Raw genomic sequence first — 18448 nt, 5'->3', positions numbered from 1 at the left:
CGAGGTGGACCCACCGCTGGTGAACCGGTTGTCACGCCAGTGGCATGGCCGGGTAGCTATGTGGGGAATAGATAAGCGCTGAAAGCATCTAAGTGCGAAACTAGCCCGAAGATGAATCTTCCACATAAGGGTCGTTGTAGACTACGACGTTGATAGGCTGCAGGTGTACGTGTAGAAATACATTCAGCTGAGCAGTACTAATTACCCAAGAGCTTGCACATTAATATCTTATCAATCTTGATCTCTTCTACTTCCAATATGACATTGATTATTTAATGTTGAATGAGCGAATGCCTCAATGACTGAATAGAAAATATTCACTCATTCACTCATTCGAAATTCAATCATTGAATTACTCAAAGAGCTTGTTGGTGACTATTGGCCTGGTGTTCACCTCTTCCCATCCCGAACAGAGAAGTTAAGCCCAGAACCGCCGATGATACTTGGATCAAACCTGGTAAAGTAGGTAGTCGCCACAATACCATTAAACCAAAAGCCTTACAGAAATGTAAGGCTTTTTTTGTGCCTGGTCTTCACCTCTTCCCATCCCGACTACGCGTCCCGGAACAGAGAAGTTAAGCCGGGCTGCGTAAGCGGGGCTACCTAAGCCGGGCTGCCCAAGCCGGGGGCGCCCAGCTTGAACGCAAGCCCGGCCAGAACCGCCGATGACACCGGGCCGCGTAGGCGGGCCGCGCAGTCTAGTCGCCACAATACCATTACAAAAGCCTTGCAGAAATGTAAGGCTTTTTTTGTGCCTAGGTAATTATGGAAATTAACAACAAAAATCTGTCAGCACTTCGTTATTCTATTCACGTTTGGACACAAAAAAACCTCAACTTGCTATCATCTAGCTTATTGAGGTCTTAGAGTAGTGCCGAAGATGGGACTCGAACCCACACAGGGCAACCCCCACACGCCTCTGAAACGTGCGTGTCTACCAATTTCACCACTTCGGCAATAAAAACTGGTTGGCAAAAATAAGAATGTTTTCTGCTTTACCTGATGGCGCAAAGCAAAAAATCAAAATTTTTATACTTTGATATTTTCAAACTGGGCCGGGATAAGAATGTCTTTAAAGCCTGCTGCCTGCAATTTCAGCTTAAAAGCAACCTGAGTCTCATATTCACCATGAACGAGAAAAACCTTCTTCACCCTTTCCGGAGTCTGGCAGGATAGAAAAGAAAGCATCTCGTTATAGTCGCCATGACCTGAGAACGATTCCATGGATGCGACCTGGCAAAGCACGTCAAATTGCTCTCCAAAAATATTGACCTTCTTATCTCCTCTTTTTAATGCACCAGCAAGCGTGTTACCAGAAGCATATCCAACCAATAAAATGGTAGCGCGTGCGTCTCCAATATTATTCTTGATATGATGCTTGATTCGGCCTGCTTCCGCCATTCCCGATGCTGAAATGATGATGCAAGGTTCAGCTTTATCGTTGAGCGCGATGGATTCATTTACATCAGAAATGTATTTAAGATAAGGAAATGCAAATGCATCGCCGTCTTTTTCAATGTAAGCCAGAATTTCCGGGTTGAAGCATTCATCGTGCTCCTTCATGATCTTGGTTGCCCGGATCGCTAGTGGACTATCAATGTACACGGGAATTTGAGGCAGCTTTCCTGAGCTGGAAAGCTGATCTAATGCATAAATAAGCTCCTGGGTGCGGTCAATAGCAAATGCAGGGATAATGAGCTTGCCTCTCCTTACAACACAAGTCTCGTGAACGATTTCCAGAAGGTGCCCTTGCATGTCGGTTTGCTTCTCGTGTAACCGATCACCATAAGTTGATTCGCATATAATGTAATCTGCTTGCGGAAAAACATCTGGTTTCCGCAAAATCCTGTCTTCTGGCCGTCCGATATCGCCGGTGAAGGTTACCTGCTTGAATGTTCCGGCATCAGGAATGGTCAAATGGACGGCTGCACTCCCAAGCAGATGAGCAGCATCTGTCAGAACAACTGCAACCTCATTATCTGCACCCAAATAAAATGTCTGACCGTACTGAACCGATTTAAATAAGCTCAATGCATGAACAGCGTCTTCCGTGTTATACAGCTCGTCAAGCAGCGGTCTTCCTTGCTTTTCCCTGCGACGATTTATTCTCCCCAAATCTTTTTCCTGAATGTGGGCGCTATCCAAAAGCATAACGCGACACAAATCAGCCGTTGCTGCTGTGCAGTAAATAGGTCCGCTGAACCCTTGTTTCACGAGCCGCGGAATTAAGCCCGAATGATCTATATGCGCGTGAGATAAAACCAGATAATCGACATCGGCAGGTTTAAAGCCAAACTTCTCGTTCAGCTCGTCCGTCTGAATGCCTTGAAACAGTCCGCAATCCAGCAAGATCTTAGTCCCTTTTTCTGTTGTAATAAGGTGCTTACTTCCCGTAACAGTCCTTGCGGCTCCAAAAAATTGTATGTTCATAATGTAATTCTAAATCAAGCTAAAACATATATTGCGTCCAGATTTCGGCCAATGCCATCATAATCAAGTCCGTAACCTACAACGAACTTATTCTCGATGTTGAACCCGGTGTAACGGATGTCGACTTCCGTCTGAAGCGCATCCGGTTTGTGGAGTAGACTTGCAATCGCAACCGAGGCGGGCTCGAGATCATTGATTTGGCTTAATAACTGAGCCATTGTAAGACCGGTGTCAACGATATCCTCAATGATAATGATATCCCGGCCAGCAATGTCATCATTAAGGCCTATAATCTCCCTTACAGAACCGGTTGACTGTGTTTTGTTATACGAAGCGAGCTTGATGAATGTAATTTCACAAGAAAGGGGAATTCTTTTGACCAATTCACTCGCGAAAAGAAATGCTCCGTTTAATACAACTATAAAGAGCGGACAGCGATTCTGGTAATCCTTCTCAATCTCAGAGGCGATAGCTGCAATCCGGTTTTCAATCACTTCCCTGGAAATAAGCGGGACGAATTTTTTATCAAGAATATTGATCATAATTTGAGGTGTCATCTTATCAAAATTCCCGTCTGAAAATTGATAATTTAAAAATAATTTTTGTCACAGGCAGCGGAATGGTCTGAGGATCAATATTAACTCTTTTTTCAAAAACCCAGCCTGTGGCAAACGTAAAATATAATTCCCGCGTTAAATAGGGAGATTTACCCCTGATATGAAAAGTTTAATAATCCATACTACCACATACTGTTTCTTAACCGTTGCTTCTCTTCAATTTGCATCAGCTCAATTGTATTCTTCTGCCGAATTGGACAAGAATTACGATATGATTCTGAAAAACCCGAGCGTGCAAATCGAGTCCACGGAAGCGATTAATATGCTTTATAATTACAAGTTTGCAGAAGCTGACACGGAATTTCGCTGGCTTAAATACCGATATCCCAAACACCCCATGCCGCATTTTCTAATGGGACTTGCCGAATGGTGGAAAATTGTTCCGAACACAGAAAATGAATCGCATGACAAGGCTTTTTTAGCTCAAATGGATTCTACTATTAACCTGGCCGAACAGCTTTACGACAAGGAAAAAAACAAAGTGGAACCCGCATTTTTCCTGGCCGCCGCCTATGCATTCAAAGGAAGATTATACGCAGAAAGAGAAAGCTGGACGAAAGCAGCATTCGCAGGGAAAAAATCTTTGAAATATTTCGAGCAATGCAAAGGAAACGGTGATCTGACACCTGAATTGCTTTTTGGCGACGGTCTTTATAATTACTATGCGGAGTGGGTCCCCAAAGAATACCCTATTTTAAAGCCCGTTATGTCACTTTTTCCAAAGGGTAACAAAAAGCTTGGTGAGCAGCAGCTGGAAAAAGTTGGAAACAATGCATTTTATACACGCGTGGAAGCCAGGTATTTTCTATTGCAGATTTACAGTATGGAAAATGAATATGGCAAGGCTTACGAAATGGCAAAATATATGTGGCAAACCTTTCCTAACAACCCATATTTCGAGCGGTATTTTTGCAGGACTGCATTTGTAACGGGCAAAATGGCGGAAGCGGAAAAAGCTGCCCAAAATATTATTGAAAAAATAAGTAGTGGGATGCCTGGTTATGAAGGAGTTAGTGGAAGAAATGCGGCATACGTGCTCGCTTATTATAACATGACTTACCACAAGAATTATGATATGGCGGGTAAGTATTATCAGAAAGCGATCGACTATTCAACCCAAACCAATTCTCTGAACGCAGGTTACTACGTTTCATCATTGATTGGATTAGGTAAAATAGCCGAGATCAAAAAAGATTATGATGAAGCCCTTCGCTACTATAAGGAAGCGGCTGAAAAAGCCGATAAGAAAACAAGTCAGGACAGGGAAGCAAAAACGGCCATTGCCAACTTGAAGAAGATGAAACGGGATCAGCGAAGAAAGAGATAGCAGGTTTTGACATGCTATCTCTTTGGCATTTAGCAAGCTTTGCTATTTCTTTAATGCTGCATAATGTTTGAAAAACAGGGGAATTGTCTCTATTCCTTTGTAATAATTAAAAAGCCCGTAGCTCTCGTTGGGTGAATGCAGTGCATCAATGTCAAGGCCAAAGCCCATGAGAATGCTTTTGCAGCCCAATTCCTGTTCAAATAACGCCACGATCGGAATGCTGCCGCCACCGCGTGTGGGAATCGGTTTTTTCCCAAAAGATTCTTCCATTGCCATTTCCGCAGCTTTATATTCCAGAGAATCCGTCGGCGTCACGTAAGGCAAACCGCCGTGATGCGGTGTAACTTTTACTTTCACTGACGCCGGCGCAATCGATTCGAAATGTCTGGTAAATAATGCGAGAATCTCATCGTCAGTCTGGTGCGGAACCAGACGCATGGAGATTTTGGCATTGGCCTTTGAAGGAAGCACGGTTTTAGCACCTTCGCCAATATATCCTCCCCAGATTCCATTCACATCCAATGTTGGGCGCACAGAAGTTCTTTCTATTGTAGAGTAACCCGCTTCGCCCGAGATATCGTCAATTTGAAGGTCTTTTTTATATTCTTCCAAATCAAAAGGAGCTGCGTTTAAGGCTGCACGTTGGTCCGCAGTAAGCTCTTCAACATTGTCGTAAAAACCAGGAATGGTAATGTGCCCGTTCTCATCTTTCAGAGAAGCGATCATTTCACATAATACATTAATGGGATTCGCAACGCCGCCGCCGTAAACGCCGGAATGCAGATCGCGATTCGCGCCAACAACTTCAACTTCTACATAGGTAAGGCCGCGAAGACCGGTTTCAATGGAAGGCACGTCATTGGCAATAATGCTTGTGTCGGAGATCAGAATCGTATCACATTTCAGCATTTCCTTATGCGCACTTACAAATGAGCCGAGGTTAGAGGAGCCGATCTCTTCTTCACCTTCAATCATAATCTTTACATTGCAAGTCAGATTATCCGTGGCTAACATGGTTTCCAATGCTTTGATATGCATATAAAACTGGCCCTTATCGTCACAAGATCCTCGCGCGTAAATCCGCTCATTCTTGATCACAGGCTCAAATGGTGGTGAATTCCATAGCTCATAAGGATCCGCTGGCTGTACATCGTAATGTCCGTATATAAGGACAGTAGGAAGATTTTCATCAACGATTTTTTCACCAAATACAACCGGATGTCCCGCCGTTTCGTAAATCTCGACACGGTCCGCACCAGCTTCCGAAATACGGTCGCGCACAAATTGAGCGGCTTTGAGCATGTCAGGCTTGAATTTGGAATCTGCGCTCACGGACGGAATTCGCAGTAAATCTAAAAGTTCATCCAGAAATCGGTCACGGTTTGCATTGATATAGCTAAGCATTTTTATTGTGTTTTCGGTTTAAAGTGCCGCTAAACGGCGCGTCAAGATAAAAAAATAGCCCCTAAGGTCGTCCCTCAGAGGCTGTTTTTTTAATTATAGTTTCTTATTTATGCTTTGCTGGCCTTCCTGGCAAAAAGGTTAACCCTGTTCTCATTGCCTTTCATAAGCCTAACAATATTTTTTTGATGCGTGAAAACGACCAATACGAACATTGTAAACCCAAAAACAATTAACAGTGGCTCAGGATGACCAAAGACGCCAACCCATGAAAGCACAGGAAATGCCAGGGTTGCGAGTATAGAACTCAGCGAAACATATTGAGAAGCAAGTAGTGTCAGAATAAAGATGGTGATGCAAACAGAAGCAAGTTCGGGGTGGATAGCCAGGACCATACCCAGCAATGTTGCAATTCCCTTTCCGCCCTTGAAACGAACGAAAACGGGGAAAATATGACCGATGATCGCTATAATGCCGAATAAGATCTTGTACATTAATAACTCCGTCTCACCGATTTCGTTCATATAAAACAGCATCGAAGCAAGACATGTCGCAGTCCATCCTTTCAATACATCAATTAACATTACGACAGTCCCAGCGCGCTTTCCTAAAACCCTGAAGGTGTTGGTAGCGCCAGCATTTCCGCTGCCATGTTTTCTTACGTCAATTCCAAAATATCCTATTCCGTACCAAACTGAACTCGGGATTGATCCTAACAAATAGGCAGCGATAATCGTAGTTATTAATAAGGCAATACTCATATTGTACTATTCGCAGAAAATTTTAAACGTTAAAATGTTTTGTTCAAAAATACGATAGTTGAGGGATTTTACAAGCAAAACGGATACAAAACTAACATTATACAAGCAATTTTTCAAATTGTAGCATAAAGTGTTGCGAATTCTACATCCATATCAAAATCCTTCGGTTGGCTCAACTTTCTTCTTTTTCTCAGCCGGAACCACTTTTTTCTTAGTTGTTTTGGCTGCTAACTTGGCCTTTTTGATTGCCGGTTGGTAAAAGTCATCAAACCGGTTTACAAAAGCATCCTTCTCCTCGGAACCGATCGACACCAGCGACATATCCTTCGATTTGACATTTTTAGACTTCGCCGTGATCTGATCATTAAAATCAACCTGAGATGAAACGACGCCCAGCTCTCCAAGTTTGTAATCAAAATAATACCAAACGTCAGGGGAAGCCTGTAAATACAAACTGAATTCGTCGCCATCAACGGAACGCCTGATTTCCAGCACACCTTCCATCTGCGCGTTAATGTTGTTGCGACCCAAGTTCGCCACGCCAATCGGCCCCTGTGAATAGTATGCCCCGTGCGAAGCAGACCAATGCAAATTTACATTAGACAACAGCATCGGAACGTCCAAAGCTGGCGATGCTTCAAATAATGGCTTGTAACCAGCGGCAGTGAGCTTCGCATAGGCATCCGTCGCCTTCGAGCCAATCAGTGCAGATAATTTGTTGTTCAGCTGCTCCGCGTCGTCATCGGCCGCGGTGCTGTTTTGCTCTTCCAGATTAACTTCAACAATTTTTGCAGCTAATGGCTGTGAAATCGGTTCCAACGCCGGCAATTTCATCAATAACATCGTATTGAACGAAAACCGTGCACTATCCACCTGCGCTTCACCGGTTCCTACGGCTTGCAGCCAGGTGGCGCCGGTCAGTTTAAGCGGGCCGGAGAATGTTGCAAGTCCGGTTTTATCGTCAAAACGCAATGCATTTGCTTCGTCAATCAGGCCATCGGCTCCCGGAGGCGGCATTACTTTGAAAGCTTTCTCATCTTCATTGTAATTCAATTCGCCTTGCGCCGTGTAAATGTCCTCATCACCATCCGAATCTTTGGGCGACAGGAATGACATATACATTCCTTTGGCCTCATTATAATGTAAGCCCACGGAAAGTGGGATTTCATGCTCATTTTTCAGGTCCTTATCAATTTTAATGGCAACAGTCTCGCCGGGAGCATCTTTATATACAATCCACGAGCTCTGGAAATCTTTCCTGAATTTGATAACAGGCTTAACAAACCCATCCAATTGAAGCGACGGCTCGTAGGCAATCAGGTTAATGCCGCCTTTATACTGAATGCGGGGAGATAAAAGCAGGTTTTCAGTTTCCTTAATATCTGCGCGGGCAGTTGTGTAATATTTGACGGAAGCAGGAGCCTGATTACCATTACGCTGTTTTTTCCCTTCTTCTGCCGCACCGATTTCCCTCAATTCAAAATTCTGCATCTTGATATTGAAAGTGTCTTTTCTTGCTGTAATGTATTGATATGTTGCAGAACCTTCGAAGTGGTTGCGGGAATCGATGCGGATGTCCGCGTCACGCATTCTGTGAGACGTGTTTAATGTATCAATTTCGATGCGTGCTTTCTTCAAAGGAGCGATTTTCCCTTTGCTGTCCACGCTTACCAAACCGCCATCCGGAATGATTTTCACGTCCGCAGTTTGTATAAATGGAACACCTTTAATGTTCAACGTCACTTTTTCCACATCATAAATCGCCTCAGAACCATTGAATGTCAGTCCTTCCTGGTCGGGATCCGTGGACGTGTAGGATGAGGTTTCACCAAATCCTTTCATCAGGATCGTTTTCTTGGCCATATCCCACTTGGCGCTTCCGATCAATGTTTTGTATGAAGCAGTAGGAATTTCCATTCCCGAAGAGTCGGAGCCGAAACCGGTATCATCGGTCAGAAAATTTGCAATTCCGGTTTTAAAGTTGAAATCAATGTTAACGTTCTTGCCCGTAAGCAGCTTTTTCGTCGATTTTTGATCAACACTATTAATGGCAAATTCAGAGCGATTGGCCAGATAGCCGTCTTTGTTAAACTTAATGTCGGGCGACGACAGCTCAGAATCAGCTCTTTTCAGCTTTCCATTTCCATATAGTCCGGACGAACGCAGCAAAAGCCCGCCTTCCAGGCTCGTGGTTCCGTTATAAAAAGAAAACGATTTTCCCTGCGTATTAATGAACATGCTATCCGCATTTGGATACCATTTCAATGCATAATCTTTTAATTGAACAGCCGGAAAATAGCCTTTTCCAATGGTCGCTTCCTTAATGCTGGCTACTTCGCCGGAAGCCATTAATGAATCGGCGGTGAGCAAAACTTCCTTGGCCGTCATCGAGGCAGACATATATTTCAAAATTGCTTTGGAATGCAAACCGGTGTTGTCCATCGTAAGCGTGTCGGTAAAACGGGCCATCGCTTTGCCTTCATAAAGCTTCATATCCGTTACCGGCGGCTTATATTCAAATCCAAGGGAGTTGTCCGGCATGCTTTTCAAAACCGTCTGAATGTTCGGGATAATGCCATTTGCGTTGAATGTTCCCTCAAAAATGACGTCGCGTTCATCCAGTCCGCCCATATCAATCTTGGGAATTTTGAAATTGACTTCTCTTGGATAAATAACGGTTCCACGCTCGGGCTGATCAAAATAAACCATCATCCCTTCCTCAACAACCAGCCTGGGCGACTTTTTTACACCTTTTTGAAGCCCGGATTTATTCTTTGGATCACTCAGGTAAAATGTTCCCCCTTTTTCATATTTGACGTGACCGCCGACTTCGCCTTTTTGTCCTTTTGCAAATTTTTCTCTCGGCGTAAATGTGATGGAATCCGAAGGTGCAACATTCACGAAGAACTGGTTATAATCAAACTTGATATTTTGCCCTCTGAACTGATAGTTGGACGCGACCATCTGGCCGTTCAGTGTGAAATTCCTGTTTTTACCAATAATCAGTTTTTTGTCCTGAGGAACAGCATAGATTTTCAGGGAATCACTCACCACAAATCGCGAAACGCCGAGGACGGTAAGCATTGTATCCGGCAGATAGATCGTCGCATTTGCGGTTTCATCATTGGCCGTATATTGAGAAGTAACCTGGAAGTTGTCGTAATCCGCTTTATCCAGGTTTGCCAACACAAACAGGATCCCTTTTTTGCTTAACGCGAACTCATCGGTTTCTTTGTTATAAATGAAATATTCTTCCAGCGTAAGCCTTTGCAGTGTATTCCGCATGATTTCAGGCTTTTGTTTGAATTTCCGCGCCAAATCATCGGACAGAAATGCCGATTTTTTTTCTGTTTGGGTATAATTCGCAGCCATAATCAGCGGCTGAAATCCGTATTCCTTGCTAATGTCCTTAAAACGCTCTTTTTTGAAATAATCCAGCGATTCCAGCTTCACAGGAGCAACCTGCTTACCATTAATGCGGAAGAATTCCACCTTGTCGTTCGGAAATCTCCACCGCATTGCCTGCGACCAGATGTTCATTTTGTGATAAGTGTCTTTATAGGGCAAAGGCGCGTAATCGGTCCTTTCAACGCGACCTAATTTTACCAATCCCTCGTCATCGTTGTATTTAAATGTCACACCCGGATGATACAGCGAATCGCCGCCAAGCGGCATCGAATAGGTCGCAAACGAAGCAGCAATGACCGAATCTTTCAATTCAAACTTCTTACTCTGGGCGGTGAACGCAAGCTTGTCTTTATATTTTACTTTAATCGTCGATGGAAGATCGCTTAACGAAGAACTATACATTTCGGTCCCGATCAACGCGAAACCGCCTTTGTAGTCTATATTTTTACGCGTTTCTTTCAATCGGGCATCAATTCCATTGGAAACAAAACGGGGATACGGCGCAGGTTGTCCCTTTATTTTCTTGACGCCCCGGTATTCCAATGTCCCTTTAATTGGCGCCGCAAGTTGCGCGTCGCTGTGCAGCGTAACATTTTCGGCTACGAGTTTGGGCTGGGAAATGTTGAAGGAGTAACTGTCCAGATCTGCATAAATGGATGAATCACCGCCGGCCTGCCAGTTGAACTTCCCATTTTTTCCAACAAAAACACCGTCTTTAAGCGAAACGCTGCCGTTAGCTGGTCCGAAAACCACCGAATCGCTCGCCGTAACCATGGCGAATGTTGCATTCTGCAAGTCCAGCATAGCGCCGGAAATGACGGGTAGGGGATTTGATTTGGGCGTAATTACGTAATTCGAGTCAACAGGCGTGTCCCAGCTGTCATTGGCAGCGGCAACAGTCGCTTCCGCATTAGCCGTTACAGCATTCGTTGTGTCGAAACGATATTTATATGTTCCTTCTAAAAGGTAAAGTGAGTTATAATTTGCCGCGTAGAGTTTATTGGTTTCATTAATCGTCCTGACCGTTTCCAGCACTTTTTGCAATGTCTTACCATCATATTTCTGCCCCGAATTTGTCGCCAGATCCAGAAAGCCTTCCAGGTTTTCTGGCGATTGCTTCGCAAATGCATGCGTGTTGCGGATCAGGAGGAACATGACCGGCCCCGCTTTCTGCCCTTTCGAAATCTGTGTTTTAATAATGTTGATAAACTTCGTTTGCTGGGAAGTATTCAACGCAGACATCCACACGCTGTCGAGCTGCGCGGCGGAGCGAATGTATTGCGGGTTGCGGCTGCCATCCATCAGCTTGCGCAGTTGTACCATAAACTGCCCCGGATCGTCCGAAAGTTTTAAGTTTTGCGCAGACACAGTTTTGCCTGCCAATGCCAATATGCAGAAAAGTAAAGCAGTACGAAGTATCCTCATTTGTTTTGTTCCTCAACTTTTAAATACCACACAGGCCCATTGATTGCGCTTGTTCGAGTTAATTTTCGTTAACCCGTTTTCAAACGCACATTGCTCAATGTCAGCCTGATCTGTTTCATAAAATCCGCTTGTGACCAGCCAGCCGCCGGGCTGCAAATGCTTCACATAAGCGGGTATTTCACTTAATAATATGTTTCTGTTAATGTTCGCCAGAATGCCTCCAAACATTTGCTCCTTAGGAACTTCGGTGATTGTTCCCTGGAAAACCTCCGCTTTGGAAACCAAATTGTTCATTGCAAAATTCTCCTTGGTATTTTCAACAGCCCATTCATCAATGTCAAAACCCAATAAATGTGACGCACCCAGTTTTGAAGCAAGAATGGACAAAATCCCCGTTCCGCAACCTACATCCATCACTGCCAATCCGGTGTGCGGCAAACCCAGCTGCTCGTTCATGACGAGCCACGTCGTTTCGTGATGTCCTGTGCCAAAAGACATTTTTGGTTGGATCAGCAAATCGTATTTAAATGCGGGGTCCGGCTCGTGAAAGGTGGCCCTCACCCGGATTTGATCACCAACTTCTATTGGCTCGTAGCTTTTTTCCCACTCCTCATTCCAATTTCTTCTTTCTAACGATTTCCATGTGGCCGCTATTGTCGTTAATTCCAGGTATTTGGCAGTAAGATCGTGCAAGTTTTGTTCATCAAAATCATTTTCCTGAATATAAGCCAAGAGCCCCTCATCCGTCTCTACAAAAGACTCAAAACCAGCCTCTCCCAGCTCCGCCATCAATATTTCCGAAAAATCCGGGTCTACTTTTAGATCTACTTCTATGTAATTCATTGTATTGTTATTTGTTACTGGTAAACTTAATAACTAAAAAAGCCCACTCAAACTTTACATTTGAAATGGGCTTTACTTTATTCTGCAATATCATCACGGCTTCCGCCTTTTCGCGGCCAGATCGTGCGCGGTGTCGTAATAAGAGCGCAGATTCATCCAGTCGAATACATCCGAGATGTTTTCGACGCGGTTTCGCTGCATAATGCGGTCGCGGCGCTGCATTCTTACGAATTTGAACAGGATATCGGCGAGCTGGTCGGCGGCTTGGGTGAATGTCTGTGATTTTCTGTTGATTACGTAAATGCCGCGGTTTTCATAATCCCGCATAATTTGCATGATGTAATCTCCGAATCCTGAAAGGTCACTCGTTACTGTTGGCACGCCGCGGACGACGCATTCCAGTGGCGTGTAACCCCATGGTTCGTAATAACTTGGGAAGACGCCAAGGTGGCAACCTCTCACAAATTGCCCGTAATCAAGCCCGAAAAGCGGATTTGTTGAGGAAATGAAATCCGGGTGATAAACGATTTTCACCCGGTCGCGCTCATTATTGACCAGATTTGCCGTTTTGCAAAACTCTGTAATGCCGTCTTCCGCTTTCAAATCGTGCGTTACGAAAGCAGGCAGTTTGTCCGTTTTCCAGCTTTGAATGGTCCTCCTAAGCCTTAACCTCCAATATTCATCCACAAAATTGTTTAGATCGGGCATTTTATGATCCGCGCCTGAGGCCGTTGCAAGGAAAAGTTTTTCTCCCACTTCTTTTTCAATGGCAGTACAGGTTTCCTGCAACTCGTTTAAGACTGCCCTCGATTGCAAAACGTCCGGATTAACAGAAGAATACGGCTGTTTGGTCACAATGAACATTACAACCGTCATATCCATATTTGCCTGCACCATTTTCCAGTTCAGCCTGGCCAATGCTTCCAACGTGAGGTCGTAGCCTTTGTTACTATATTCATAACGCCCAGAAGTGAAGAAATAAAGCGTTTTGTCCAGATCAAAGGAATAGCTCGGGAAAAAATGCCCTAGTACAAACTCATGAATACGCTCCTTATGTTTTAAATGTAGATTTTGGAATTCGTGGACAGCCTGGAAACGCACAACATTAAGGCCATTCGGTGTAACCAGATCAGGCATCCGGCCCAGGAAAACTTCACATTCCCGTGCCGTAACATCACTCACCGTAGTGAGCACATGCGCACTCAATGCTGCTTGCCTTTCAACAGAACATTGCGCCAGGATTCCGTAATTTTTTGCTTCCTGTTCCCAGTCGAAGAAGGGGAGCTTGCTGTAAAATCCACTTACATTCTGCGCCAGATAACGCCCCAGCATGGTTGCATGGGTGGTAAATGTGGTTGCAATTTTAACATTATCGCGTTTTAGGTCGGGTAGGCCGCTGCTGGCCATCCACTCGTGGAACTGGGCATAAATTTCTTCACGTTTTGCATTTTCCTCAGCATATTCCTTCAAGAATAACCGAACAAATTCCCCGAAGCAAAGCGTTTGATTGACCAGCGGCTCAACATTGATTGTAGGAATACGGCTGCGTTCCCACAGGTTAAATTTGATAGTATCGAGCTCATGCGCAATGCTTTCCAGATCAAATAGGATAACTCGCGGCTTGCCGGTAACGAGCCAGTAACCATAATATACGGTGTAACCCATATCGCGCAATCGCTTTACGACACGGCCAGCCGGAGAATCCTCCAGATCGGTGATTATTTCAAATTCGGATGACGCTTTTTTCTCGAAATATGGGCCTAGCAAAAAGTAGTTGTCTTCCCACTTTTCTACCATTGCGGGGACCTTGGTCCGTATTACAGTATAAATTCCTCCAACTTGATTACAAACCTCCCATGCAATTTCAAACAGGACGTTTTTCTTAGTGGTTTTGACAAATGGTTCCAATACGGGATGTAGGTTTAAACGTTACTAGCTGCATTCGCAAAGAGTGTTGTTTTCTTTAAGTCACAAAAATCCTTGTAATTACACAATAAATATGCAGAAAAATTATTCACAATAACAACAATCCGCCGTTTGTTTCTTCGACCTTAAACAAAGCATAATACGCGCTGAGATGCTTAAAATATAACAAAGACAAGAATGCAGGTTTTGGTGTTCACTTCACAAACAGAGTCATTTCAAACCGTCATCACATGAATTTAAGACGGTTCTCGGCTAACTTTGTTCCAAATTACGTTACTTTGGTTGGATTAACATTTTGCATTGGTTAGATAGTGAAAAAAATTAAAATAGTTGCGCTTTCCTTTACATTCCTTCTTTTTATAATGGAAAGTTGTATTGCCCAAAGTGCCGAAACTGAAGAGATTCTCCCTCCAAAAAGGGAATTCAGGGCAGTTTGGATCGCTACTGTTGATAATATTGATTGGCCTAGCAGCAAAAATCTTATACCAGGGGAACAGCAGGAGGAATTTTCAGCCCTGCTCGATTTCCATAAGAAAGTAGGAATGAATGCCGTTTTCGTGCAGGTCCGCGCGGCCGGAGATGCATTTTATGCCAAAAGCACTGAGCCTTGGTCCGAATGGTTAACGGGGCGGCAGGGGAGGCAACCTGACCCGATGTGGGACCCGTTGGATTTTATGGTTAATGAGGCGCACAAGCGAGGCCTCGAATTTCATGCATGGCTAAATCTGAACCGGTTGGTTCACAAATCTTCAACCAGCGTTTCTGCTGAAAATATTAGTAAAATACACCCTGAGTGGATCCTGAGTTACGATGGTTATAAGCTTTTTAATTTTGGTATTCCCGAAGTAAGGCAGTTTATTACAGATATGACGGTGAATGTTGCTAAAAACTACGACGTGGACGGCATTCATTTTGACGATTACTTTTACCCTTATGCCGCTCCCGGACAGGTTATTCAGGATGAGGCAACATTTCAGAAATACGGAGAGGGATTTGCCAATAAGGCCGATTGGAGAAGACATAACATTGATTTATTAGTAAAACAAATTCATGATGGACTGGAGGCGGTTAAGCCACGCCTGAAATTCGGGATCAGTCCTTTTGGTGTCTGGAGAAATAAAGACCGTGATGCGGAAGGATCTAAAACATATGGTGCGTTGGCGTCCTATGATGATCTTTTCGCCGATAGCAGGCGTTGGATTAAGGAAGGATGGATTGATTATATAGCGCCACAAGTCTATTTTTCTTCCGGATTTTCACGCGTCCCTTATAAAAATTTGGTCGATTGGTGGACAGAGAATTCTTACGAACGACATTTATATATAGGAATGGGCGCTTATCGCGTCGGTTATAAGGACAAAGACAAACATTGGTCTAATCCATTGGAAATTCCCAATCAGGTTCGATACTTAAGGGAAAGCGAAACGGACGGGGCGATTTTTTTCAGTTCGCGTTCGTTGCGCGGAAACAGCCTTGGGTTTGTAGATTCACTCCGCAGAGATTTTTTCCGTTATCCGTCGCTTGTCCCGACTATGCCCTGGAAAGACAGGATTGCACCATTGTCTCCCAGAAGTCTGAAAGCGACATTATTATCGAAGGGCATCGAACTGACCTGGGAACGGCCAGATCCAGCATCGGATGGCGACAGGGCCTGGTATTATGTAATTTACCGTTTTGCGCCCGATGAAAAAGCCTCCGCGCATGATCCCAGACGCATTCTTGGCATGTGTTATGAAGGTGAGAAATTTATTGATTTGACCGCTGAATCAGGAAAGCGATACATATACTATGTAACGGCTGTTGATAGGCTGCATAATGAGGGGCGGCCCATTGGGCCATTGAAAGTGGAGGTTCATGATCAAAAGCTTGTGAGATTCTAACTATGAGCAATTCTATTCAATACGAATACAAACCCGAATATCTGGCCGTTTCGGTTCCTACAAAATACAAGTCCGAAAATCTTCGTAGAGAAGAAATGGTTTTGAATATGGGGCCACAACATCCTAGTACACACGGAGTTCTGCGGCTGGAAGTGGTTACGGACGGAGAAATCATTGTAGATGTGGTCCCTCATTTGGGTTATCTGCACCGCTGCTTCGAAAAGCACGCCGAGTCATTGCCTTTCAATCAGATCATCCCATATGTGGACCGTATGGACTACGTCGCGGCAATGAATTCCGAGCATGCATATGTAATGGGCGTGGAGAGAATGCTGGGCATTGAGAACGACATCCCAAAACGCATTGAATACATACGCGTTGTAGTGGCCGAACTGAACCGGCTGGCTTCGCATTTTGTAGCATTAGGAACTTATGCCATGGATATTGGCGCTTACACGCCGTTTCTATGGATGATGCGCGACCGCGAACAGATCCTGCGCTTGCTGGAATGGACCTGCGGTGCGAGAATGCTTTATAATTACATTTGGATTGGCGGGTTATTCTACGATTTGCCGGTTGGTTTTGAAGAACGCTGTCTGGAATTTATTAAATACTTGAAGCCCAAGTTGACAGAATTGCAGCAACTTGTGGTCGACAATAAAATTTTTATCCAGCGCACAGCCAATGTTGGCGTTCTTCCATTGCCCGTTGCCATCAATTATGGCTGTACTGGCCCAATGTTGCGTGGTTCCGGACTTCGTTACGATCTCCGGAAAGTGGATGGTTACTCGGTTTACCCCGAACTGGATTTTGAAATTCCTATTGGCGAAGGCAAAATGGGCACCACGGGTGATTGCTGGGACAGGACCTGGGTTCGTGTGGTGGAATGCTGGGAATCCGTGAAAATGATTGAGCAAAGTCTTGAACAACTTACCGGAAATTACAAGCGGACACGTGATTTTGATCCGCAAGCCATTGTACCGAAGAAAATCCGGCCTAAGGCGATGGATTTTTACGTTCGCGGTGAGAGTCCGAAGGGCGAGCTTGGTTTCTTTTTCCGCACAGATGGCCGATCTGATGTCCCATTCCGCTGCAAAGCCCGCTCTTGTTGTTTTCACAATCTTTCGGTGATCGGCGAAATTACAAAAGGATCTTTACTCGCTGATTTGGTGGCTGTTATTGGATCTATTGATGTGGTGATGGGAGAAGTAGATAGGTAATCTCTGGAACAAAAAAAGGAGCCACCTTTCAGCAGCTCCTTCTCATTTATTTTATTCCAAAAAATCCTAAACAGCCTGCGCTACACCTACCAAATCATGCTTAGCCAAAAACTCAGCAATCTGAACTGTATTGGTGGCCGCGCCTTTGCGAAGGTTATCAGCTACAATCCAAAGATTCAGTGTTTTAGGCTGAGATTCGTCGCGGCGGATGCGGCCTACGAAAGTTTCGTCTTTTCCGTGCGCTGTTAAAGGCATTGGATAAAGTGCTTTTTTAGGATCATCCTGCAAAATCACACCTTCCGCCTCGCTTAAAATCTGACGAACTTCGTCCAGATCAAATTCATTCTCGAATTCAATGTTAACTGCCTCAGAGTGACCGCCGATGGTTGGGATGCGAACTGTTGTGGCCGTAACCGCAATGCTGTCGTCGCCCATGATCTTTTTCGTTTCATTGGTCATTTTCATCTCTTCCTTCGTGTAACCGTTATCCAAAAACACGTCGATATGCGGCAATACATTCAGGTCGATCTGGTGCGGATATACTTTTCCTTTGCTGTGATCGCCAGCGCGTTCTGAGAAAAGCTGGTCAACTGCCGCCTTACCCGTTCCCGTTACAGACTGGTAAGTGGAAACCACCACACGTTTGATTTTATATTTTTGATGTAAAGGATTCAAAACCACCACCATTTGAATGGTCGAGCAATTTGGATTTGCAATAATCTTATCTTCTCTCGTTAATTCACCTGCATTGATTTCAGGAACAACCAGTTTTTTAGTCGGGTCCATTCTCCATGCCGAGGAATTATCAATCACTGTAATGCCAGCTTCCGCGAATCTTGGCGCAAGCTCTAATGACGTTCCGCCACCTGCTGAAAATATCGCTATCTCAGGTTTGGCTGCAATGGCTTCCTCAAATCCGATCACCTTTATCTGTTTACCCTTGAATGTAACTTCCTTACCAACAGATCTTTCAGATGCAACGGCTAATAATTCCGTCACCGGGAAATTACGCTCTTCGAGCACTTTGAGGATTTCGCCGCCTACCAAGCCGGTGGCGCCTACTACTGCGATTTTCATTCTTGCATTAAGATAAAAGTGGATAGAAAATGATCTTACTTCAGGCTGCCTGAGCAGGCGAAAAGTGCCGCAAATTTACGAGGAATTTTAGAATGAATGTAGATTTTTACATTTTATGCGCTGGAATTCAGGA

The 18448-nt window shown here is 44.4% G+C and carries 12 protein-coding genes, 1 tRNA gene and 2 rRNA genes; 5 read left to right on the top strand and 10 right to left on the bottom strand.

From position 1 onward, the window contains the following. Window positions 1-222: ribosomal RNA gene (locus B5X68_RS21800) — 23S ribosomal RNA — on the top strand; the annotation flags it as partial. Between the two features lie 145 nt (window positions 223-367). Then, window positions 368-479: ribosomal RNA gene (rrf, locus tag B5X68_RS21795) — 5S ribosomal RNA — on the top strand. A 5-nt stretch (window positions 480-484) separates the two neighbouring features. Here rrf and B5X68_RS28690 read toward each other — a convergent pair. The 4 genes from B5X68_RS28690 to hpt all read right to left on the bottom strand — a co-directional run bounded on the left by B5X68_RS28690 (window position 485) and on the right by hpt (window position 2972). Then, window positions 485-709, bottom strand: coding sequence for a hypothetical protein (locus B5X68_RS28690; protein ID WP_141110374.1), 225 nt, complete (start codon window positions 707-709; stop codon window positions 485-487). A 163-nt stretch (window positions 710-872) separates the two neighbouring features. Beyond that, window positions 873-956: transfer RNA gene (locus tag B5X68_RS21790), tRNA-Leu, on the bottom strand. A 73-nt stretch (window positions 957-1029) separates the two neighbouring features. Continuing rightward, window positions 1030-2430 carry an MBL fold metallo-hydrolase RNA specificity domain-containing protein gene (locus B5X68_RS21785; protein WP_082216870.1) on the bottom strand — a complete coding sequence of 467 codons (1401 nt, stop codon included), beginning with the start codon at window positions 2428-2430 and terminating at the stop codon, window positions 1030-1032. Between the two features lie 14 nt (window positions 2431-2444). After that, window positions 2445-2972 carry a hypoxanthine phosphoribosyltransferase gene (hpt, locus tag B5X68_RS21780; protein WP_082216869.1) on the bottom strand — a complete coding sequence of 176 codons (528 nt, stop codon included), beginning with the start codon at window positions 2970-2972 and terminating at the stop codon, window positions 2445-2447. Between the two features lie 175 nt (window positions 2973-3147). Between hpt and B5X68_RS21775 the strand changes: the two genes are divergently transcribed. Continuing rightward, on the top strand, window positions 3148-4374 hold the full coding sequence (locus B5X68_RS21775; protein ID WP_082216868.1) for a tetratricopeptide repeat protein: 1227 nt from the start codon (window positions 3148-3150) through the stop codon (window positions 4372-4374). 42 nt (window positions 4375-4416) lie between these two features. Here B5X68_RS21775 and B5X68_RS21770 read toward each other — a convergent pair whose 3' ends face one another. From B5X68_RS21770 to B5X68_RS21750, 5 genes are all read right to left on the bottom strand, one after another. Continuing rightward, window positions 4417-5778, bottom strand: a complete 1362-nt coding sequence (locus tag B5X68_RS21770; protein ID WP_082216867.1) for a dipeptidase — start codon at window positions 5776-5778, stop codon at window positions 4417-4419. A 107-nt stretch (window positions 5779-5885) separates the two neighbouring features. Next, window positions 5886-6536 (bottom strand): glycerol-3-phosphate 1-O-acyltransferase PlsY, encoded by a 651-nt coding sequence (gene plsY, locus B5X68_RS21765; RefSeq protein WP_082216866.1) that lies wholly within the window; start codon window positions 6534-6536, stop codon window positions 5886-5888. Window positions 6537-6689: 153 nt separating this feature from the next. After that, window positions 6690-11369, bottom strand: coding sequence for a hypothetical protein (locus B5X68_RS21760; protein ID WP_082216865.1), 4680 nt, complete (start codon window positions 11367-11369; stop codon window positions 6690-6692). A 12-nt stretch (window positions 11370-11381) separates the two neighbouring features. Continuing rightward, window positions 11382-12212, bottom strand: coding sequence for a 50S ribosomal protein L11 methyltransferase (gene prmA, locus B5X68_RS21755; RefSeq protein WP_082216864.1), 831 nt, complete (start codon window positions 12210-12212; stop codon window positions 11382-11384). A 93-nt stretch (window positions 12213-12305) separates the two neighbouring features. Continuing rightward, window positions 12306-14120, bottom strand: a complete 1815-nt coding sequence (locus tag B5X68_RS21750; protein WP_082216863.1) for a glycosyltransferase family protein — start codon at window positions 14118-14120, stop codon at window positions 12306-12308. A 380-nt stretch (window positions 14121-14500) separates the two neighbouring features. Between B5X68_RS21750 and B5X68_RS21745 the strand changes: the two genes are divergently transcribed. Further along, window positions 14501-16018 carry a glycoside hydrolase family 10-like protein gene (locus B5X68_RS21745; protein ID WP_170916700.1) on the top strand — a complete coding sequence of 506 codons (1518 nt, stop codon included), beginning with the start codon at window positions 14501-14503 and terminating at the stop codon, window positions 16016-16018. A gap of 2 nt (window positions 16019-16020) precedes the next feature. Further along, complete coding sequence (locus B5X68_RS21740; RefSeq protein WP_082216861.1) at window positions 16021-17238, top strand: NADH-quinone oxidoreductase subunit D; 1218 nt, start codon at window positions 16021-16023, stop codon at window positions 17236-17238. 66 nt (window positions 17239-17304) lie between these two features. Here the strand turns inward: B5X68_RS21740 and B5X68_RS21735 are convergent, their stop codons facing one another. After that, window positions 17305-18315, bottom strand: coding sequence for an aspartate-semialdehyde dehydrogenase (locus B5X68_RS21735; RefSeq protein ID WP_082216860.1), 1011 nt, complete (start codon window positions 18313-18315; stop codon window positions 17305-17307). Window positions 18316-18448 lie beyond the last annotated feature (133 nt).

This window comes from Dyadobacter psychrophilus (assembly GCF_900167945.1).
In the GTDB taxonomy this organism is placed as follows: Bacteria; Bacteroidota; Bacteroidia; order Cytophagales; family Spirosomataceae; genus Dyadobacter; species Dyadobacter psychrophilus.
This window is presented reverse-complemented; position numbering and strand designations above follow the sequence as displayed.